Raw genomic sequence first — 20,004 nt, forward strand, 5'->3', positions numbered from 1 at the left:
AGGGCGGCGTTGAACAGGTCCAGCTTGCTCGGCTTGGCGGCCTTGACCTTCAGGGTGCCCTCGGCGCCCGGCAGGCCCTTGAACTTCTGCCAGTCGCCGGTGATCTCCAGCAGACGCTTCACCGGCTCGGTCGGCTGCGCGCCGACGCCCAGCCAGTACTGCACGCGCTCGGAGTCGACCTCGATCAGCGAGGGCTCTTCCTTCGGGTGGTACTTGCCGACGTTCTCGATGGCGCGGCCGTCGCGGCGGGTGCGCGCATCGGCGACGACGATGCGGTACTGGGGGTTGCGGATCTTGCCCAGACGGGTCAGCTTGATCTTGACAGCCATGGCTGTATCCATGCCTTTCGATGGCGGCCGCCCGAGAGCAGCCTCAGTGGTCACGGCGCAATTCAGCAGCCCGCACGGGGTACGGGCCCGGTTTTGCGTTGAGTGTGTGACCGCCGCGCGGTACGTAACCGGAGACGGGCTGACACTGTCCTCGAACACGGCACCGCGAGCGAGTCGCGGGCGTCGACGAGGACGGTCGTTCATTCTGCCAGACGCGCCCGCACCCGGTGAAATCACCCCGGACCTGGCGGGCCGTTCGCCGCACACGCGGGGCTCGAGCGGCCGGGCCGGTCGCCGACCGCGGCGATGGCTTGTGAACAGCGCGTTTGCCGAGCCGATCGTCGCGCCGACCACTTAGCGATGCCCAGTGACCGGATCGCGCCCGGGGTAGACCCGCCCGCGCAGGACGACATGTGCCGGGGCGTCGAGCACATCGCGGCTCGATCGGGGATCGGTGCGGTACACGACGAAATCGGCCGGTGCGCCGTCCTCGATCCCCGGTCGGCCGAGCCACTCGCGCGCCCGCCACGAGGCCGCGGCCAGCGCCTCGTGGCGCGAGAGCCCGGCCCCGGCCAGCGCGTCGATCTCGTCGGCGATGCGGCCGTGCTTGATCGAACCACCGGCGTCGGTGCCGGTGTAGATCGGCACCCCCGCCGCGTGGGCGTCGGCGACGGTGTCGCGCACCCGGCGGTGCAGATCGCGCATGTGGGCGGCGTAGACCGGGAATTTGGTAGCGCTGTCGGCGATATCGGGGAAGGTGTCGATATTCACCAGTGTGGGCACCAGCGCGGTGCCGTGTTCGGCCATCATCTCGATGGTGTCGGCGGTGAGTCCGGTGCCGTGCTCGAGACAGTCGATGCCGGCGCTGATCAGGCCCGGCAGCGCGTCTTCGCCGAAGACGTGTGCGGTGACGCGGGCGCCTTCGCGGTGGGCGGCGTCGATGGCCTCCTTCAGGATCGCGTCGCTCCACAGCGGTCGCAGATCACCGGCGGACCGATCGATCCAGTCGCCGACGATCTTGACCCAGCCGTCGCCGAAGCGGGCCTGTTCGGCGACGATCTCGGGCAGATCGCGCTCGTCGTCCAGTTCGATGCCCAGTTCGCGGATATATCGCTTGGGGCGGGCGATGTGACGGCCGGCCCGGATGATCTTCGGCAGTTCGTGGTGGTCGTCGATGAAGCGGGTGTCGATGGGTGATCCGGCATCGCGCAGCAGCAGGGCACCCGCATCGCGTTCCACCTCGGCCTGCGCGATCGCGCCCTCGCGGTCCTCGTGCCCGCCGCCGTAGCGAATGCCGACGTGGCAGTGGGCATCGACGAGGCCGGGCACGATCCACCCTGTGTCACAGAGGGTTTCGGCGTCGCGCACCGGTTCGAAGGAGATCGTCCCGTCGCGGACCCAGAGGTCGCGCACCTCGTCGCCGGGAAGAACCACCCCACGCAGATGCATCCGCATATCGCTCCTCACCACATCGCCGGAAGCCGATCGCCGCCCGAGCCCAACCTACCGGGACTTCCGCGGCGAGGCCGCTCGGCGACAGTCGTCGCCTCGTTCGCCGACGGGGCGGACCGCGCGCAGCAGGATGTCGGCGACGGCTCGCGCCTGTCGCGCCACCTCGGGGTCGTCGTGCATCGCGGCGGTGACCATCGCGCCGTTGGCGATGATCAGCAACTGGTCGGCCACGGATTCGGGCAGCGCACAGTCCGTCACGAGATCAGCCAGATAGTCACGCACCGCACGCTTGTGCCGGGCGGCGATCCGGCCGACCTCGTCGGACGTGCCGCCCAGTTCCCCCACCGTATTGATGAACAGGCAGCCACGGAAATCGGGCCCGCTGAACCACTCGTACAGGAAGTCGAACACCGCGAGCACCCGTTCCCGGGGCGTGCTCGCGTTGTCGTCGACGTACCGCGCGAGCGCGGTGCGCACGTCGTTGTCGCGCCGCGTCAAGACCGCGTGCACGAGATCGGTCTTCGAGGGAAAGTCGCGGTAGAGCCGTTTCAGCGGCACATCCGCGGCATCTCGGATCGCGTCCATACCGACGCCCTGAATTCCGCGTTCGTTGAACAGCCGATCGGCCGCGTCGAGGACCCGCGCGGCATCCGCTTCACCCTGCACAACCGTCTCCCTTGCGTGAGAACCATCGTTCTCCTATGCTACCGGAGGCCGCCGAGAACGATCGTTCTCACGGTGACAGACCTTCCGATCGAAAGGAATCACCATGTCCGCCTTCGCCACCCGACAGCGCACGACCACGGTCCGTGGACTTGAGATGTTCTATCGGGAAGCCGGAAATCCGGACCATCCGACCCTCGTACTGCTGCACGGCTTCCCGTCCAGCTCGCACATGTTCCGCCATCTCATGTCCGAGCTGTCCGACGAGTTCCACCTCGTGGCGCCGGACTTCATCGGGTTCGGCAACTCGGCCGCGCCGGGCGTCGACGAATTCGACTACAGCTTCGACCAGCTCGCCGACATCACCGAAGAGCTACTCGATCAGCTGGGCGTGCGACGCTTCTCGCTCTACATCCAGGATTACGGCGCCCCGATCGGGCTGCGGATCGCAAGCCGCAATCCGGAGCGGGTGACGGCGCTGATCTCGCAGAGCGGCAACGCGTACCTCGAAGGCTTCACCCCGTTCTGGGATGTCCTGTTCGCCCATGCGAAGGACCGGGCAGCCAACGAAGCGGCGGTCCGAGAACTGTTGGAGCCCAAGTGGACTCAATGGCAGTACACCCACGGCGTACCCGCCGACCGGATGGACCGGCTGGCTCCGGAAGCCTGGCAACTCGACCAGGCCAAGCTGGATCGGCCCGGCAACGACGCGATCCAGCTGCAGTTGTTCTGGGATTACCAGTTCAATCTGGAGGGGTACCCCGCCTATCAGCAGTACTTCCGCACCCACCAGCCTCCGACCCTCATCACCTGGGGCCGTAACGACGAGGTGTTCGGTGCCGCCGGGGCAGAGGCCTACCTGCGTGATCTCCCGAATGCCGAGCTGCATCTGCTCGACGCCGGACATTTCGCACTGGAGACCCACGGCGACGAGATAGCGGCATACATCCGCGACTTCCTCCGGCGCGCACTATGACGTCCGGCTCGCCGCGGCGTGACGCCGCGGCGAGTGGACCGGGTCGATAGGGCTCAGTTCTTGGGGAACTTCAGCTTGGACAGGTCGAAACCCTCCAGCCCGGGCGGCAGTTCGTCCAAGCCCGCGGGCATATTCGACAGATCCGGCATCCCCGCGGCGGGCATCCCCGGCATTCCGCCCGGCATACCCGGCATCCCGGGGAACCCTCCGCGCATCCCCTTCGGCGGCGTCGGTCCGCGTCCGCCCTTCTTGCCCTTCTTCCCCTTCTTGCCCTTGGCGTTGCGCCGCGCCCCCGGCAGGCCCATCTGCCGGCCCATCGCGGCCATCATCTTGCGCGCTTCGAAGAAGCGGTCGACCAGCTGGTTCACATCGGAGACGGTGACGCCGGAGCCGTTGGCGATGCGCAGGCGGCGCGAGGCGTTGATGATCTTCGGGTTGGCCCGCTCGGCGGGGGTCATACCGCGGATGATGGCCTGCACCCGGTCGAGTTGTTTGTCGTCGACCTGGGCCAGCACGTCCTTCATCTGGCCGGCGCCCGGCAGCATGCCGAGCAGGTTGCCGATCGGACCCATCTTGCGGATGGCCAGCATCTGGTCGAGGAAATCCTCGAGGGTGAGTTCGCCGGAGCCGATCTTGCGCGCGGCCTCCTCGGCCTGCTGCTGGTCGTAGACCTGTTCGGCCTGTTCGATCAAGGTGAGCAGATCGCCCATGCCGAGGATGCGGCTCGACATGCGGTCGGGGTGGAAGACGTCGAAGTCCTCGAGCTTCTCACCGGTGGAGGCGAAGAGGATCGGGACGCCGGTGACCTCGCGGACCGACAGCGCGGCGCCGCCGCGGGCGTCACCGTCGAGTTTGGTCAGCACGACGCCGGTGAAGCCGACGCCGTCGCGGAAGGCCTCGGCGGTGCTGACGGCATCCTGGCCGATCATGGCGTCGAGGACGAACAGCGTCTCGTCCGGGTGCACCGCGTCGCGGATACCGGCGGCCTGGCGCATCAACTCCTCGTCGATACCGAGGCGGCCCGCGGTGTCGACGATGACGATGTCGTAGTGCTTCTGCTTCGCTTCCTCGATGCCGGCCTCGGCGACGCGGATCGGGTCGGCGGCGGTGACACCCAGGGCGTTGTCGCCACCGCCGATCGACGTGCCCGGATGTGGGGCGAACACCGGCACACCGGCTCGCTCGCCGACCACCTGCAGCTGGGTGACGGCGCCCGGACGCTGCAGGTCACAGGCCACCAGCAGGGGCGTATGCCCTTGGCCCTTCAGCCATTTCGCGAGCTTGCCCGCGAGCGTGGTCTTACCGGCACCCTGCAGACCGGCGAGCATGACGACCGTGGGCGGGTTCTTCGCGAACTGCAGGCGCCGGGTCTCGCCACCGAGGATGCCGATCAATTCCTCGTTGACGATCTTCACGACCTGCTGCGCGGGGTTCAGCGCGGCCGATACCTCGGCGCCCTTGGCGCGTTCCTTGACGCGGGCGATGAACTGCCGCACGACCGGCAGCGCCACGTCGGCCTCGAGCAGGGCCAGCCGGATCTCGCGCGCGGTCGCGTCGATATCGGCCGGTGACAGACGCCCCTTGCCACGCAGGTCCTTCAGGGCACCGGTCAACCGGTCGGAAAGGGATTCGAACACCGATCGCGCTCCTGGTCTCGTCGAGGGACGTCACTCGGGTTACCAGGGTACGGGCAACTCCGCGATAGGTGGATTCGCCCTAGTCGAAGCCCTGTCACGGGCCCGTCGCCGGACCCGTCACCGGGGCTGCGGTCAGGACAGCGCGCTGTGCCGCGGCCGCGGGGCCCGGCTGAAGTCGTGCTGTTCGTAGGCGACCAGATAGACCGCCTCGCGGCCGGTCAGCCCCAGTGGCAGTGCCATGGCGTCCAGGGTCGCCCAGTCGGAGTCACCTGGTGTGCCGTCGACGAGCGCGCCGGCCAGTTTCATGGCCGCCACCGCCTGACCGCCGGTCAGCGTCCGGCCCGGAAGCCAGGAGACCACCCAGTGGTCGCCGCCGACGCAGCGAGCGATGTGGTGGGTCGAATCGCTGGTGATCATGGATGAGGACACGACTTCGTTTGCCATCGACCTGCTCCCCTCAACGCACCCAACTCGCCGGACAGGTACAGCAACAGGTACAGCAACAGCTCGAACAGCTTGCGATCACGATCAACTTCACGATCTACACCGATCGTAGAGTGGCGGACATCACATCCAGCAGAGGTTGCCGCAACGATCTGGTTACCGCATTACGGACCAATCGACCAGGTTGTCCCGATAACCGGCAGGAGGTTGGTAAACCTACCCGGCATCGGTGGCGGTGTCCGTTTCGCTCGGTTTCTTCGGCTCCGGATGCGGGACGACCCCCAGCAGCGCCGCCTCGATGGCACGGCGTCGCTGCGGGGTGTCGCCCTCGCCCAGACCGAGGCCGAACGAGTCGACCACCACCGAACCCATCGTGTCCGCCTTGGCCCACCGCACATCCGCGCCGTGGGCGGCCAAGGCCGCGGCCAAGCGGCTGAGCAGGCCGATGCGGTCCTCGGCACGCAGTTCCAGCACCACTTCACCGGGCCGGTCGGCCTCGATCCAGATCACCCTCGGCTGAGCCTGGGCGTACCGGCTGGTTCGAACCGCCGCCTCGCGCTCCTTGTCCGCGAGCACGGAGGCCAGCTTCAGATCGCCGTTGATCGCGCGGATCAGCTCCTGACGCAGCAGCCCGGCGTCGGGCGGATTGCCGAAGGTCGGTGTGACCACGAAGGTGTCGATCGCGGTGTCACCGGAGGCGGCCAGGGTCGCGGAGAGCACCCGCAGGGAATGCAGCGCGAGCACCCCGGCCGCCTCCGAGAGCAGGCCCGGAGTATCGGGTGCCACGACCGTGACGACGTGGATGTAGCGTCCGTCGCCGGGAGTCAGTTCCACGTGCACACCACCGGCCGCGGCCTTGTCCAGCACGGCCGCGTCGACCACCGTCGGCGTCGGCGAAACCCGTTGTGGCGCCGGCTCTCCCGCCATGGCGGCGTGGCCGCGGCGCACCAGTTCCCCGATCAGGGACGCCTTCCACTCCCCCCACACGCCCGGACCGGTCGCCAGCGAATCGGCCTCGGCGAGGGTGTGCAGCAGGTCCAGCAGCTGCCGGTCACCGCCCAACGCGTCGACCACACGGTCGGCGGTCGCCGGATCGGCGAGATCACGCCGGGTCGCGGTTTCGGGCAGCAGCAGATGATGCCGCACGATCGTCGCCAGGCTGCGCACATCGTCGGGCCACAGGCCCAGCCGATGACCGATGCGGTCGGCCAGTTCGGCACCCACCACGCTGTGATCCTCGGTGCGGCCCTTGCCGATATCGTGCAGCAACGCTCCGAGCAGCAGCAGGTCCGGCCGGGCGACCCGGGTGCTCAGCGCACTGGCGTAGGCGACGGTTTCGACCAGGTGCCGGTCGACGGTCCAGGTGTGCACGGCATCGCGGGGCGGCAGATCGCGCACCGCTCCCCATTCCGGAAAGAGCCTGCCCCACAAGCCCGTTCGATCCAAGGCCTCGACCGCGTCGATGGTGTTGCGACCGGCGCCGAGCAGCACCAGCAGATCGTTGAGCGCCTCGCGCGGCCACGGCTCGCGCAGTTCGGGAGCATCCTCGGAGAGGCGGCTGAGGGTGGTCGCCGACATCGGGAGGCCGGTGCGCGCCGAGGCGGCGGCGACCCGCAGGATCAGGCCGGGATCGCGCTGCGGCCGTGCGTCGCGGGCCAGCACCACCTCACCGGCGTGTTCGACCACCCCCTCGTCGAGCGGGCGGCGAACGGGCAGACGCCGCAGCCGGGCCAGACCGCGGCGCGGCAGTGCGTTGCCGGCGGTGCGCAGGCCGACGTCGACCGAGTAGACGACCGTGCGGGCCGCGTCGCTGAGCGTGCGCGCCAGATCGAATCGATCGCCGATGCGCAGGGCGGCGCCGATTTCGTCCGCGTCCTGGGCGCGCAGCTGATCACGGGAACGCCCGGCGACCCGGTGCAGCTCGGTACGCACGTCGAGCAGCCGGCGATGGGCCGCCTCGAGACCTCCGCCGGGAACGTCGGGGCCCAGGCCGGGCATGGCGTCGGTCAGCTGGGCGATGGCCAGCGCGTCGAGCAGCTGGATATCGCGCAACCCGCCGCGGCCGCTCTTGAGGTCGGGTTCGGCCCGGTGCGCGATCTCGCCGTTGCGCTTCCACCGCGCTTGGGTCTGTTCCACCAATTCACCGAAGCGGGAACGGATTCCGGTGCGCCATTCGCGGCGCACACCGCCGATGAGCAGATTGCTCAACTCCGCGTCGCCGACGATATGGCGGGCATCGAGCATGCCGAGCACGGCGGTGAGATCGTCGGCGGCCACCCGCAGCGCCTGTGGCACGGTCCGCACGCTGTGGTCGAGTTTGATGTGGGCGTCCCACAGCGGATACCACAGCCGGTCGGCCACCTCGGCGACCCGCGCGGGGTCGACATCGTCGTGCAGCAACATCAGATCCAGATCGGAATACGGCAGCATCTCGCGCCGCCCCAGTCCGCCGACCGCCACCACGGCCAGTCCGCTGTCGGCGGTGATGCCCAGCTCCGCCCCCTTCGTGGTCAACCACAGCTCGTGCAGGTCGACCAGCGCCTGCCGCAGCGCCTCGGCGCTGAGTCGTGGCCGCCGGGGGTCACCTCCGTCGAGCAGTTGATCTCGTGCGGCCACCAGATCCTTGGCGCCCTGGGACAATTCGTCTGCACTCATACCCGCAACCACCGCCCGTTCAAGCGGGCAGCCCCGTCCCCGGCCGATGCCAGGAGCGGGGCTGCCCGAATCCTTCATTTCCTATAGTGCGTCGGCACCGCGTTCACCGGTTCGGACCCGGATCACCGATTCGACCGGGGTCACCCAGACCTTGCCGTCACCGATCTTGCCGGTGCGCGCGGCCTCGACGATCACCTCGACGACCTTCTCGACCGAGGCGTCGTCCACGACGACCTCGACCCGTACCTTCGGCACGAAATCGACCGAGTACTCCGCGCCGCGGTAAACCTCGGTGTGCCCCTTCTGGCGGCCGTACCCCTGGACTTCGCTGACCGTCATTCCCAGCACACCGGCCTGCTCGAGCCCGGACTTGACGTCCTCGAGCGTGAACGGTTTGACGATTGCAGTGATCAGTTTCATTGCGTCATGCCTCCTTGACGGCGGTACGTGCCGTGCCACCCACAGCAGCGAAATCGTATGACGTCTCCGCGTGCTCCGACTCGTCCATGCCCTTGAACTCGTCTTCCTCGGAAGCACGAATGCCGATCGTGTACTTGATGATCAGTCCCAGAATCAGCGAGACGACGAAGGAGAACGCCAGCACGGTGAAGGCACCGACGGCCTGCTTGCCGAGCTGATCGAAACCGCCGCCGTAGAACAAGCCCTTCGCGCCGCCGGCTCCCGCACCCGATTCCGGAGCGAGGAACAGACCGATCAGCAGCGTACCGACCACACCGCCGACCAGGTGGACGCCGACCACGTCGAGCGAGTCGTCGAAACCGAGCTTGAACTTCAGGCCGACCGCCAGCGCGCACAGCACACCGGCCACCGCGCCGATCACCAGCGCGCCCAGCACGTTCACCGACGAGCAGGACGGGGTGATCGCGACCAGGCCCGCGACGATGCCCGAGGCGGCGCCGAGGCTGGTGGGCTTGCCGTCGCGGAACTTCTCCACGACCAGCCAGCCGATCATCGCGGCACAGGTGGCGAAGGTGGTGGTCAGGAAGGTGGAACCGGCCAGGCCGTTGGAGCTGACCGAGGAACCGGCGTTGAAGCCGAACCAGCCGAACCACAGCAGACCGGCGCCGAGCATGACGAAGGGCAGGTTGTGCGGGCGCATCGGCGTCTTCGGCCAGCCCTTGCGCTTGCCGAGCACCAGGCACAGCGCCAGGCCCGCGGCACCGGCGTTGATGTGCACCGCGGTACCACCGGCGAAGTCGATGGCCTGCAGCTTGTTCGCGATCCAGCCGCCGTGGTGGACGATGTTGCCCGCGGCGTCCTTGACGTCGAAGTCGAACACCCAGTGCGCGACCGGGAAGTAGACGATGGTCGACCACGCGATCGCGAAGACCACCCACGCGCGGAACTTCATACGGTCGGCGACCGCACCCGAGATCAGGGCCACCGTGATGATGGCGAACATCAGCTGGAAGGCCACGAACACCGTCATCGGGATGGTGCCGGCCAGCGGAATGTTCGCCTGATCCACCGCCGCCGCGCCGGTCGACGGGTCGGCCGGGCTGGCCTTGACGGCATTGGTGCCGATCAGCCCCTTGAGCCCGAAGAACTGGGCGGGGTTGCCGATCAGGCCTAGTTTGTTGTCACCGAATGCCTCGGAAAAGCCGTAGAGCGACCACAGCACGCCGACGATGCCCATCGCGCTGATGCTCATCATGATCATGTTGAGCACGTTCTTCGAGCGGACCATACCGCCGTAGAAGAACGCCAGCCCCGGGGTCATCAATAATACGAGCGCGGAGCTCGCCAGCATCCACGCGGTGTCGCCGGTGTCGGGCACACCGAGCAAGGGATACGCCACCTTGTTCCTCCTCATCTCGGGCCCGGCCGAACTGCGGCAAACGAGCCTGCACAGAAGGGTCGCGATCTGGTGTTTCATCCGTGCCGCCGCGATGTTTCGCATGCGTGAACGGATCGGCTTCCCGTGTTGCTACCAGGTTTCCGCGCGCACACAGCGCATGTCGGCGCACTGTGAGGACCGTGTCGAAATGAGGAGGAACTGCCGTTTTCGCTGTTCGCCGCTACCCGAGGAGGGCGTCGACGAATGCGGACGGTTCGAAGGGGGCCAGATCGTCGGCGCCCTCGCCGAGGCCGACCAGTTTCACCGGCACGCCGAGTTCGTGCTGCACCTGGAAGACGATGCCGCCCTTGGCGGTGCCGTCGAGTTTGGTGAGTACCACGCCGGTGATGTCGACGACCTCCGCGAAGACCCGAGCCTGGGTGAGCCCGTTCTGCCCGACGGTCGCGTCGAGCACCAGCAGGACCTCGTCGACGGCGGCCTTCTTCTCCACCACACGCTTGACCTTGCCCAGTTCGTCCATCAGGCCGGTCTTGGTATGCAGGCGCCCCGCGGTGTCGACCAGGACCGCGTCGACACCCTCCTCGATGCCGGTGCTCACCGCGTCGAAGGCCACCGACGCCGGATCGGCGCCCTCGCGGCCGCGAACCGTATCGGCGCCGACCCGCTCACCCCACGTCTGCAGTTGGTCGGCGGCGGCGGCGCGGAAGGTGTCGGCGGCGCCGAGCAGCACGCGTCGGCCGTCGGCGACGAGGACGCGCGCCAATTTGCCGGTCGTGGTGGTCTTACCGGTGCCGTTCACGCCGACGACCAGCAGGATCGACGGGTGGTCGGCATGCGGCAGCGCTCGGATCGCGCGATCCAGGTCCGGGCGCAGGGCCTCGATCAGCACATCCCGCAGCACCTGCCGCGCCTGTTCGGCGGTGCGGACGCTGCGGGCGGCCAATTCCTCGCGCAGGCGCTCGACGACGGTCGTGGTGACCGAGGTGCCGAGGTCGGCCATGACCAGGGTGTCCTCGATCTCCTCCCACGAGTCCTCGTCGAGGTCACCGCCGCCGAGCAGGCCGAGCAGGCTCTTGCCGACCGCGTTCTGCGACCGCGACAGCCGCCCGCGCAGGCGGGTCAGGCGGCCGGCGGTGGGTTCGATCTCCTCCACGGCGGTGGGCTGGGGCGCGGGTGCGGTGGGAGTGGGTGCTGTCGGAGTAGGTGTGGTCGGGGCGCTCGGCGCCGTGGTCGGAGCCGAATCCACCGGGGCGGATTCGGGTGTCTCGACGGGGGCGGGCGTGACCGCGGTGGCGCCGTCGGTCGAGGGAGGCGCGGCGGGAGCCTCGGCCGGGGCTTCCGGCGCGGCCACTCCGTCGCCGGGTGTTTCCGTCGTTTCCGGTTCGACGGTCGGCGCGGTCGCGCTCGCCCCGTCCGCCGGGCGGTCGGCGAGGGTTTCCGGTTCCGGCAACCGCACGTCGGTGATGGTCCGGCGCACCGAGTCGCGCGGGATGGCCGCATCATCGCCGACGTGCGGCTGCCCCTCGTCGTCGGTGCGTTCGATCGGGACCGGTTCGGGGCGCGGTGGGGTCAGCGTGCCGGAACCCGCACCGCCCTGACTGAAGTTGAAGCCACCGGCCGCGGTGTACCCGCCCGACCGGTCGGTCAGCTGCTTGTCCTGCTCCTGCGCCGGGGTGATGCTCACTCGGCGGCGCTTGTACAGGACGAATCCGGCAACGAACGCCACCAGTAGTACGGCGACGATCGCGGCGATCAGAATCCAGGCTTGCGCAGTCACGGCTCCCATCCTGTCAGAACCCGCGAACGCGCCTGCGTGGCGGCAGGCGGGTGTTGCGCCCGCGACGCTACGGGCGATTCGTCACCATCCGCGCATGCCCGACACGCCGACGACGTCGGACGATAGGCCGTCCGGCCACGCATCACCGGCAACCGTCCCGATACCAACCGCCCAAGGCGCGGCGAATCCGACACAGAGACAATAGGATCGGCTCGTGACCGATCGAAATGTGCTTGGGGGACCGCTGGAGGAGTGTGGCACCGATCCTCTCACCGGCTTCTACCGGGACGGCTGCTGCAGCACCGGCCCCGAGGATCTGGGTAGCCACACCGTCTGCACTGTTGTGACCCAGGAGTTCCTGGAGCATCAGAAATCGATCGGCAACGATCTGCTGACCCCACGTCCGGAGAACAATTTCCCCGGACTGCAACCCGGCGACCGCTGGTGTGTGGTCGCGGTGCGGTGGCTGCACGCCCACGAGGACGGCGTGGCCGCGCCGGTCGTCCTGGCCGCGACCCACGAGAACGCGCTCGAGGTCGTACCGATGGAAACCCTGCGCAAATACGCCGTCGACGTCCCCGACGACGTGAGCGATCTGTTGTAGTCGCTCGCCGGATCGGCGCTCGGGCCGCCGGAGGTTCGGGCTTCCGGCGAACGAGACTCCTCACGAAGGGGCGGCCGGGGAGCCTCACGCAGCCGCGAACAGGCGGACCGCGGTATTGCGCAGCCCGATAGCCGGACGCGATCCGGGCACCATGAGCGCCGAGGCGAATCGAACCCCTCGATGTGATGCGCCGATCCGATCGCGATGCCGCCGCTCGTAGCGTTCCCACGCCGTAGCCGGGTCGTGCGGCGTCCGCGCGAGTTCCTCGGCCAGGGTGTGTGCGCCCGCGATGGCCAGGCTCGATCCGTTGCCGAACAGCGACAGGCATGAGGCGGCGTCTCCCACGACGGCGACCCGGCCCCGCGACCAGTGCGGCAGCGATACCTTGCTGACGGCGTCGAAGTAGAGGTCGCCACCGGAGCGCACCTCGTCCAGCACATCCTCGAACGGTCCCATTCGCCCGGCGAATTCCGCGACCAGCAATCGTCGCTGCGCCTCGCTGTCGCGGTAATCCAGACCGGCCACCGGCGGGCGCCGGAACATGAAGGCCGCGATCGGGCGGCCACCAGCGGGATGGACCGATACCGACCGTCCCGGCGAGTTGTACATGACCACCTCGTCCGCGGCGCCCGCGGCCCGCGTGAGAGGCACGGTGGCGATGTAGATCCCCATGTGCCGGACGAATTCCCCGTCGTCGCCGAAGGTCAGCCGGCGCACCGCCGAATGCAGGCCGTCGGCGCCGAGCACATAGTCGTAGTGCGCCCGCTCCCCCGATTCGAAGCCGACCGTGACTCCCGCCGCGGACTGCTCGATCTCGGAAATTCCTTCACCCCAGCGCATCTCGACGCGGTCGCGGGAGGCTTCGGCGAGAATGGTGGCGAGATCCGCGCGGGCGAGCTCCACCTCACCGCCCTCTCGATCGCCGACGCGCATCGAGGCGCGCCCATGGCCCCGCGCGTCGACGAACCGCAACCGATCCACCGCCGTTGCGGCAGCACGCAATTGGGGCAGCACACCCATGGCGCTCACCACCTCGAGCGCCGGCCCGCGCACGTCGACCGGGTTGCCGCTGGAGCGCAGCCCGGCGGCCCGCTCGACCACGGTCACCCCGAATCCGTATCGGCTCAGCCAGTAGGCCAGCGTCGATCCCGCGATCCCTGCTCCGGAAACGAGTACCTCGGCCATGTCGCCACCTCTCCTAAGTGGACGCTTTTCGTCCGCTTAGACCCGATGGTAGGTTAAGTGGACGTAATTCGTCCACTTGTTGAGCAGATTGGAGCCGCCGATGGTCCCGGAGCCGATTCGCCCGGATTCCCTGCGCGCCGACGCGCGCAGCAATCGCGATCACATCCTGCTCGCCGCCTTGGACGTCTTCGCCGAACGCGGCACCGACGTCCCGATGAAGCTGATCGCCGATCGCGCCGGGGTCGGAGTCGGCACGCTGTATCGCCGGTTTCCCGACCGCGACGCCCTGGTGGTCGCCACCGCGCAGGCACACCTGGACCGCCTCGCCCGCATGGCCGCGTCGGCGGGTGCCGAGGAAGCGACGGCGTGGGACGGATTGCGCCGGTTCCTGCGCGAGTGCGCGCTGCTGCGCCTGGGTGCGCTGGCGGCGGCCATCGAACCGGCCGTCCACGCGATGGTCCGCACCGATCCACGGGTGGGCGCGGTGCGCGCGGGGGTTCTGGACCGGATCGACGAGTTGATCCGTGGAGCCCAGCGAGACGGCGACCTGCGCACCGATATCGGTCTCACCGAGCTCGGTCTCCTGATGACCGTGCAGGTCTACGCCCAGCCCGGGGAGTCCTATCCCGCGGCGGTGGATCGAGTGCTCGCCATCGTGTTCGACGGGCTGCGGCCGGTGTCACGCTGAATCGGGTTTCACACCGGCGTCCGGATACCCACAGGCGGGTACTGTCGATCGCGTGACGTGGTGGCGGGGGCGGATGCGCGCACCATCGGGGCGGCCGCGTGGTGCGGAGATCGACGAACTGTTCGGCCCGTCGCGCAAACACGTTCACGAGCGCAAGGAATGGGTGGCGATCGCGAAGGTCGACGACCGTCTCGCGGGGGACGACCCGATCGTGGACCTACCGTCGGGCACCGTCACCCTCTCACCCACCCGGCGCACGGCACGCGAGGTTCCGGATACCGACACGTAGCAACCGGTCCCTTCGACGAATGCCGAATCCGTGTGGCGCCGTGGATCACCCGGTGCCGACCGGATCCCTTCCCGCCGCACTCGCGGCACGGCGCAGCCGGTGAGCCTTCTGCCTGCACGCCGGCGAGCAGTACCGGGCGGGCCGTCCGGTCTCCGCATGCGCCACGTCCGCCCCGCAGATGGGGCAGCTCCCGCTGTCACGATTCGCGTCGGCCACCGTCGTTTCGTTACGGTCGAGCGAAAAGTTCGCCGGTTTCGTTACGGCCGAGTCGGCGCGCATCGCCGCCAGCAGCAGGGCGGCGGGGCGGGACAGTTCATCGCGAGCGTTCGAAACACGCTGCATGGCAACACAACCGGTGAAGATCGCCAGCACATCGGCCAGGGTCAGGTCGGCACGCACTCCGCCCGCGCGCCGCGCCGCCTCCAGCAGTTGCCCGACGGCGAGATGGAATCGCTCGCCCGCGTCCCGGAGCAGCATCCGCGGCCAGCCGTCGTCGGCGTCGAGCAGATCGCACATCGCCTTGTTCCCGGGCGTGCGCGTGACGACCTCCGCGCAGAATCCCAGGAAGGCCGCGGCGGGGTCCGGATCGTCGCGCAGCATCAGCGCCCGCGCGGTGAGCCGGTCGATCCGTTGCTGCAGCACGGCCTCGAGCAGGTCCGTCTTGGTCGGGAAATGGCGATGCACGGTGCCGGCACCCACGCCGGCGCGGCGGGCGATCTCGGCCAGTGACACCGACGTTCCGGATTCGGCGAAGGCCCGCTGGGCGGCGGCGAGGATACGAGCCCGGTTGCGGCGCGCGTCGATTCGGGTGCCCGGCACGCCGGGTGCCGGTGCGCGCACGCCGTAACGAAACCCCGCGTCGGCGGATGGCGGAGACGACATCGCTGCTCCTATCGTGCGAATACGGGTCGACCGACCCGATTCTATCGAAAGGGATCATCCGAGATGACCGTCCACGACAACCTCGTTCTCGTCACCGGCGCGACCGGCAAACAGGGTGGCGCCACGGCCCGCAGGCTGCTCGCCCACGACGTCCCGGTCCGCATCCTGGTCCGTGATCCCGCCGCCGAGGCGGCGCGCGAACTCGCCGCCCTCGGCGCGGAAGTGGCCGTCGGCGACTTCGACGCCCCGGCTACCCTCACCGCGGCGGTGGCCGGAACACGAGGCGTCTTCCTGGTTCCCCCGGCGGCCTTCGGCCCCGACGGCTGGGATGTCGAGCTGGAGGCGGCCCGCGGTGCCGCCGTGATCGACGCGGCCCGCAACGCCGGAACCGACCACATCGTCTTCACCGGCGTGGCGTCGTTCGACAACGAAATCCCGTGGGGCAGCGCCGGAAAGCGGCAGATCGAGCAGGCGCTGGCCGACAGCGGCATGCGCTACACCGTGCTGCGCCCGGTCCGGTTCATGGAGAACTATCTGGCGCAGGGCCTGCCGCTCGACGGCTTCGTCGACGGAGTGAACGTCCACCTGTTTCCGGCCGATCGCCCGGCGCAGATGATCGCGGTGGACGATATCGCCGCGGTCGCCGCGCTGGCCTTCGCCGACCCCGAACGGTTCTCCGGGCAGACACTCGAACTCGCCGGCGATGCCGTGACCCCCACCGCCGCGGTGGAGCTGATCTCCCGCGCGACCGGATATCCGGTGCGATATCGCGAAATCACCGAGGCGGAGGCCGGCGAACTGGGTGAACAGATCGCCAACACGTGGCGCCTGAGCCATCAGGGCCACGGCTGGCATGCCGATATCGACCAGATCCGCCGGATCCACCCGGGGCTGCAGAGCCTGGAGACCTGGCTGGCCAGCACCGGCGCCGCGGTTCTGAAGTCCCGGTTCGCGGCGGGCGACTAGGTCGTCGCGCCCACCAGATTCTCCCCGCGCAATCGCTGCGAGATGACCTGGGTGATGCCGTCGCCGCGCATGCTCACGCCGTACAGCGCGTCGGCGATCTCCATCGTCGGCTTCTGGTGGGTGATGACGATCAGCTGCGACTTCTCCCGCAACTGCTCGAACAGGCCGATCAGGCGGCGCAGGTTGGTGTCGTCCAGGGCCGCCTCGACCTCGTCCATCACATAGAACGGAGAGGGGCGGGCCCGGAAGATCGACACCAGAAACGCCACGGCGGCAAGGGATTTCTCACCACCGGACAGCAGCGACAGCCGCTTCACCTTCTTCCCCGGCGGCCGCGCCTCCACCTCGATACCGGTGGTGAGCATATCGCTGGGGTCGGTCAGCAGCAGCCGTCCCTCGCCGCCGGGGAACAGGCGGCCGAACACCTGCACGAATTCGCGTTCCACGTCCTCGTAGGCCTCGGTGAACACCTGCAGAATGCGGGCGTCGACCTCGGCCACCACATCGAGGAGATCCTGGCGGGCCTTCTTGACATCCTCGAGTTGGGTGGACAGGAAGTTGTAGCGCTCCTCCAGGGCCGCGAATTCCTCCAGCGCCAGGGGATTGACCTTGCCGAGGGTGGCGAGGTCCTTCTCCGCGCGTTTGACCCGGCGCTCCTGGGTGGCGCGGTCGTAGGGCATTTCCTGCGGTGGGCTCACCTGGTCGCCGCGCTCGCGGGCCTGCTCGTACTCCTGCATCTCCAGGGCGGTCGGCGGCATCGGCACATGCGGACCGTATTCGGCGACGAGTTCGTCGAGCGCGATGCCGAACTGCTCGGCGATGGTGGTTTCCAATTGCTCGATGCGCAGCGCGGATTGGGCCCGCGCGACCTCGTCGCGATGGACGGCATCGGTCAGCTGGGTGAGTTGTGTGCTCAGTGCCCGCACCCGTTCCTTGATCTGATCCACCTGGCCGGCGCATTCGGTCCGCCGGCGGACCAGCTCGTCGCGCCGCGCGGCCGCCTCCCCCACCACGGTTTCCAGCTCGGCGGCGATCCGCTCGGCCGATTCGGCGACCACCGCCGCCACCTCGGCGGCACGGCGGCGGGCGGCCTGGGCGCGTTCGGCGCGGGCGCGGGTCTCGCGTTCGGCGCGCGCCGCGCGGCGCAGCGAATCCGCTTTGCCCCGTACCGATTCCGCGCGCTCCTCGGCGGTGCGCACCGACAGCCGGGCCTCCACCTCCATGGCGCGAGCCTCGGCCAGCGCCGCGGCGGCCTGTTCGCGCTCCTGCCCGGCGGTGTCGGTGCCCGCGTCGGCGTCGGAATCCAGATCGGACTGTTCGGATTCGGCATGACGCAGCCGGCCCTCGAGTTCGGCCAGGGCCGTCAGGTTCTCGTCGCGCGCGGACTCGGCCTCGGCGCGCTGGGCCAGCAAGCGCTCGTATTCGGAGTGGGCGCTGCGCGCTGTCGCACCGAGACGGCCCAGCCGGTCGTAGATCGCCACCAGCGCCTGATCGGATTCGTGCAATGCCAGCAACGCCTGGTCGACGGCCTGTTTGCGATCGTTCTGCTCGGCGAGCGCACCCGACAGCGCGGCCTCGACCTCCTCGGCCTGCCGCTGCCATGACACCAGTTCCGCGGCGGCGGCATCGATATCGGCCTGCACCTCGATCTGGCTGGGCGCGCGGTCCGAACCGCCGAGCACCCAGCCCGAACCACTCAGATCGCCGTCGCGGGTCACCACCCGCAGTTCCGGTCGGCGGGAGAGGATGTCGGCCGCCTGCGTCAGATCGTCGACGACCACGGTGCCGGCGGTGAGTGCCGCGACCGCACCACGCAGCCGGTCCGGGCAATCGATCACCTCGGCGAGCGGGCGCACTCCCGCGGGCAGGTCACCGATTTCGCCGCGGGGCTGCGCCGCACCGCCGTAGACGACGGCCGCGCGGCCGCCGTCGGCATCCTTGAGCGCGCGCATCGCCGCCTGCGCGGTGGGGTGTGCGTCGGCGGCGATGGCGTCGGCCAGCGGGCCGAGCGCGGCGGCCACGGCGGCCTCGAATCCGCTGTGTACCCGCACCATTCCCGACAGCCGGCCCTGCAAGCCGTCGGCGCGGTTGTCCAGCAGCCAGGCGCCGCCGTCCTTGCGGGCCAGGCCCATGGTCAGCGCCTCGATGCGGGCGGTCAGCGAGGCGACCTTCTTCCCCGCCTCGCGGTCGCGTTCGCGCAGTTCGGTCACCCGCGCATCGGCCAGCTCCAGCGCCTGGGCGGCGTGCTCGTAGGCGGCGTCGAGGCCTTCCTCACCGGCGTCGAGTTCGCTCAATTCGGTTTGCACGGACTCGAATTCGGCCTCGGCGGCATCACCGCGCTGCCGGGCCGCGGCCAGTGCCTCCGACAGCCGGGCGATATCGCCGTCGGCCGACTGGGCGCGGTGGCGCAGGGTATCGACCTGCCCGGCCAGGCGGGCCAGACCCTCGCGCCGATCGGCGATGGCGCGCACCGCGGCGAGGTGGGCCTGTTCGGCGGCCTTGGCGGCCTGTTCGCGGTCGAGCAATTGATCGCGGGCGGCCTCCAGGGTCGCGGTGGCCACCTCGACCGCCTCGAGCAGTTCGGCCTCCTCGGCCTGCACCCGGTCCGCCTCGGCCTCGAGTTGTTCGGGGTCGCGGCCGGTGCCGGTGGGCTGTTCGATGGTGAGATTGCGGGCCCGGTCGCGGGCGATCCGGATGGTCGCGTTGACCCGCTCCACCAGCGCCGACAGCTGGAACCAGGTCTGCGCGGCCGCCTCGGCACCGGGCGTGAGCCGCGAGAGCTGGAATTCCTGCTGCGCCAGCGCCGCATTGGCGGCATCCAATTCGGCTTGCACGGTGATCTGCTGTTCGCGGGCGAAGGCTTCCTTGCTCTGCTGGCTTTCCAGTTCGCGGCGGCGCGCCACCAGATCGTCGGCGGCCAATCGCAGCCGGGCATCGCGCAGTTCGGACTGGACGGTGGCCGCGCGCCGGGCCACCTCGGCCTGGCGGCCCAGCGGTTTGAGCTGGCGGCGCAGTTCGGTGGTGAGGTCGGTCAGGCGAGCCAGATTGGCCTGCATCGCATCGAGTTTGCGCACCGCCTTCTCTTTGCGCTTGCGATGTTTGAGCACACCCGCGGCCTCTTCGATGAAGGCGCGGCGGTCCTCGGGTCGCGATTCCAGAATCGCCGAGAGCTGGCCCTGGCCGACGATGACATGCATTTCCCGGCCGATACCGGAGTCGGACAGCAGTTCCTGGACATCCATCAGCCGGCAGGAGTTGCCGTTGATCTCGTACTCACCGGCGCCGTCGCGGAACATCCGGCGAGTGATGGAGACCTCGGAGTAGTCGATGGGCAGCGCGCCGTCGGAATTGTCGATGGTCAGTGTGACTTCAGCGCGGCCCAGCGGCGCCCGTCCGGCGGTCCCGGCGAAGATGACGTCCTGCATCTTCCCGCCCCGCAGCGCCTTGGCGCCCTGCTCCCCCATCACCCAGGTCAGCGCGTCGACGACGTTCGATTTGCCGGACCCGTTCGGCCCCACCACACAGGTGATGCCGGGCTCGAGCCGCAGCGTCGTCGCGGACGCGAAGGATTTGAATCCCTTCAGCGTCAGACTCTTCAGGTGCACAGTCGGTCAGGCTACCCGGTCGGGGTGCGTTGC

General features: G+C 69.1%; 17 protein-coding genes. 5 read left to right on the plus strand and 12 right to left on the minus strand.

The genetic code is table 11. The annotated features are described in order from the left end of the window. The 3 genes from rpsP to ON23_RS19015 form a co-directional block, all read right to left on the minus strand. Positions 1-329 (minus strand): 30S ribosomal protein S16 (rpsP, locus tag ON23_RS19005; protein WP_039779823.1); only part of this gene is annotated, 329 nt, incomplete at its 3' end. A gap of 354 nt (positions 330-683) precedes the next feature. After that, the gene (locus ON23_RS19010) at positions 684-1,784 is read right to left on the minus strand and encodes an amidohydrolase family protein (RefSeq protein ID WP_373282204.1); all 1,101 of its coding nucleotides are present in this window, start codon (positions 1,782-1,784) and stop codon (positions 684-686) included. A 48-nt stretch (positions 1,785-1,832) separates the two neighbouring features. Next, a complete protein-coding gene (locus ON23_RS19015) occupies positions 1,833-2,447 on the minus strand; it encodes a TetR/AcrR family transcriptional regulator (protein WP_051042873.1) in 615 nt (204 codons plus the stop codon). A 103-nt stretch (positions 2,448-2,550) separates the two neighbouring features. On the opposite strand from ON23_RS19015, the gene ON23_RS19020 reads away from it, so the two are divergent. After that, positions 2,551-3,420: an alpha/beta fold hydrolase gene (locus ON23_RS19020; protein ID WP_039779825.1), complete on the plus strand. Its 870-nt coding sequence runs from the start codon at positions 2,551-2,553 to the stop codon at positions 3,418-3,420. A 53-nt stretch (positions 3,421-3,473) separates the two neighbouring features. On the opposite strand, the gene ffh is transcribed toward ON23_RS19020, so the two are convergent. The 6 genes from ffh to ftsY form a co-directional block, all read right to left on the minus strand. Continuing rightward, positions 3,474-5,057: a signal recognition particle protein gene (ffh, locus tag ON23_RS19025; RefSeq protein WP_039779826.1), complete on the minus strand. Its 1,584-nt coding sequence runs from the start codon at positions 5,055-5,057 to the stop codon at positions 3,474-3,476. A gap of 132 nt (positions 5,058-5,189) precedes the next feature. Beyond that, positions 5,190-5,501, minus strand: coding sequence for a hypothetical protein (locus ON23_RS19030; protein WP_036503669.1), 312 nt, complete (start codon positions 5,499-5,501; stop codon positions 5,190-5,192). A 216-nt stretch (positions 5,502-5,717) separates the two neighbouring features. Continuing rightward, complete coding sequence (locus tag ON23_RS19035; protein WP_083904077.1) at positions 5,718-8,234, minus strand: [protein-PII] uridylyltransferase; 2,517 nt, start codon at positions 8,232-8,234, stop codon at positions 5,718-5,720. Between the two features lie 3 nt (positions 8,235-8,237). Further along, the gene (locus ON23_RS19040; RefSeq protein ID WP_030513058.1) at positions 8,238-8,576 is read right to left on the minus strand and encodes a P-II family nitrogen regulator; all 339 of its coding nucleotides are present in this window, start codon (positions 8,574-8,576) and stop codon (positions 8,238-8,240) included. Positions 8,577-8,580: 4 nt separating this feature from the next. Next, a complete protein-coding gene (locus tag ON23_RS19045; protein WP_086006946.1) occupies positions 8,581-9,990 on the minus strand; it encodes an ammonium transporter in 1,410 nt (469 codons plus the stop codon). Between the two features lie 205 nt (positions 9,991-10,195). Continuing rightward, positions 10,196-11,761, minus strand: a complete 1,566-nt coding sequence (ftsY, locus tag ON23_RS19050; protein ID WP_167331872.1) for a signal recognition particle-docking protein FtsY — start codon at positions 11,759-11,761, stop codon at positions 10,196-10,198. Between the two features lie 205 nt (positions 11,762-11,966). Here ftsY and ON23_RS19055 point away from each other — a divergent pair, with 205 nt between their 5' ends. Continuing rightward, on the plus strand, positions 11,967-12,356 hold the full coding sequence (locus ON23_RS19055) for a DUF2237 family protein (protein WP_030513055.1): 390 nt from the start codon (positions 11,967-11,969) through the stop codon (positions 12,354-12,356). Positions 12,357-12,440: 84 nt separating this feature from the next. Here the strand turns inward: ON23_RS19055 and ON23_RS19060 are convergent, their stop codons facing one another. Continuing rightward, positions 12,441-13,541 (minus strand): FAD-dependent monooxygenase, encoded by a 1,101-nt coding sequence (locus tag ON23_RS19060; protein WP_039779831.1) that lies wholly within the window; start codon positions 13,539-13,541, stop codon positions 12,441-12,443. 100 nt (positions 13,542-13,641) lie between these two features. On the opposite strand from ON23_RS19060, the gene ON23_RS19065 reads away from it, so the two are divergent. Continuing rightward, a complete protein-coding gene (locus ON23_RS19065; RefSeq protein ID WP_051042874.1) occupies positions 13,642-14,229 on the plus strand; it encodes a TetR/AcrR family transcriptional regulator in 588 nt (195 codons plus the stop codon). Between the two features lie 52 nt (positions 14,230-14,281). Beyond that, positions 14,282-14,518 carry a hypothetical protein gene (locus ON23_RS19070; RefSeq protein WP_143859887.1) on the plus strand — a complete coding sequence of 79 codons (237 nt, stop codon included), beginning with the start codon at positions 14,282-14,284 and terminating at the stop codon, positions 14,516-14,518. A 45-nt stretch (positions 14,519-14,563) separates the two neighbouring features. On the opposite strand, the gene ON23_RS19075 is transcribed toward ON23_RS19070, so the two are convergent. Further along, positions 14,564-15,400, minus strand: a complete 837-nt coding sequence (locus ON23_RS19075) for a TetR/AcrR family transcriptional regulator (protein ID WP_051042875.1) — start codon at positions 15,398-15,400, stop codon at positions 14,564-14,566. Between the two features lie 63 nt (positions 15,401-15,463). Between ON23_RS19075 and ON23_RS19080 the strand changes: the two genes are divergently transcribed. After that, positions 15,464-16,366 carry an NmrA family NAD(P)-binding protein gene (locus ON23_RS19080; RefSeq protein ID WP_083904078.1) on the plus strand — a complete coding sequence of 301 codons (903 nt, stop codon included), beginning with the start codon at positions 15,464-15,466 and terminating at the stop codon, positions 16,364-16,366. Here the strand turns inward: ON23_RS19080 and smc are convergent. Further along, positions 16,363-19,971 carry a chromosome segregation protein SMC gene (gene smc, locus ON23_RS19085; RefSeq protein ID WP_039779833.1) on the minus strand — a complete coding sequence of 1,203 codons (3,609 nt, stop codon included), beginning with the start codon at positions 19,969-19,971 and terminating at the stop codon, positions 16,363-16,365. The genes ON23_RS19080 and smc overlap by 4 nt on opposite strands. Positions 19,972-20,004 lie beyond the last annotated feature (33 nt).

It is taken from the genome of Nocardia cerradoensis NBRC 101014 (assembly GCF_000308535.1).
GTDB lineage: Bacteria > Actinomycetota > Actinomycetes > Mycobacteriales > Mycobacteriaceae > Nocardia > Nocardia cerradoensis.

What these genes read in the sequence shown, in the direction of transcription:
- ON23_RS19060 (WP_039779831.1), bottom strand. Translation starts at nt 13,541, where the DNA reads ATGGCCGAGGTACTCGTTTCCGGAGCAGGGATCGCGGGATCGACGCTG.
- ON23_RS19035 (WP_083904077.1), bottom strand. Translation starts at nt 8,234, where the DNA reads ATGAAGGATTCGGGCAGCCCCGCTCCTGGCATCGGCCGGGGACGGGGC.
- ON23_RS19075 (WP_051042875.1), bottom strand. Translation starts at nt 15,400, where the DNA reads ATGTCGTCTCCGCCATCCGCCGACGCGGGGTTTCGTTACGGCGTGCGC.
- ON23_RS19045 (WP_086006946.1), bottom strand. Translation starts at nt 9,990, where the DNA reads ATGAGGAGGAACAAGGTGGCGTATCCCTTGCTCGGTGTGCCCGACACC.
- ON23_RS19010 (WP_373282204.1), bottom strand. Translation starts at nt 1,784, where the DNA reads ATGCGGATGCATCTGCGTGGGGTGGTTCTTCCCGGCGACGAGGTGCGC.
- ftsY (WP_167331872.1), bottom strand. Translation starts at nt 11,761, where the DNA reads ATGGGAGCCGTGACTGCGCAAGCCTGGATTCTGATCGCCGCGATCGTC.
- ON23_RS19065 (WP_051042874.1), top strand. Translation starts at nt 13,642, where the DNA reads ATGGTCCCGGAGCCGATTCGCCCGGATTCCCTGCGCGCCGACGCGCGC.
- ON23_RS19080 (WP_083904078.1), top strand. Translation starts at nt 15,464, where the DNA reads ATGACCGTCCACGACAACCTCGTTCTCGTCACCGGCGCGACCGGCAAA.
- ON23_RS19040 (WP_030513058.1), bottom strand. Translation starts at nt 8,576, where the DNA reads ATGAAACTGATCACTGCAATCGTCAAACCGTTCACGCTCGAGGACGTC.
- ON23_RS19020 (WP_039779825.1), top strand. Translation starts at nt 2,551, where the DNA reads ATGTCCGCCTTCGCCACCCGACAGCGCACGACCACGGTCCGTGGACTT.
- ON23_RS19030 (WP_036503669.1), bottom strand. Translation starts at nt 5,501, where the DNA reads ATGGCAAACGAAGTCGTGTCCTCATCCATGATCACCAGCGATTCGACC.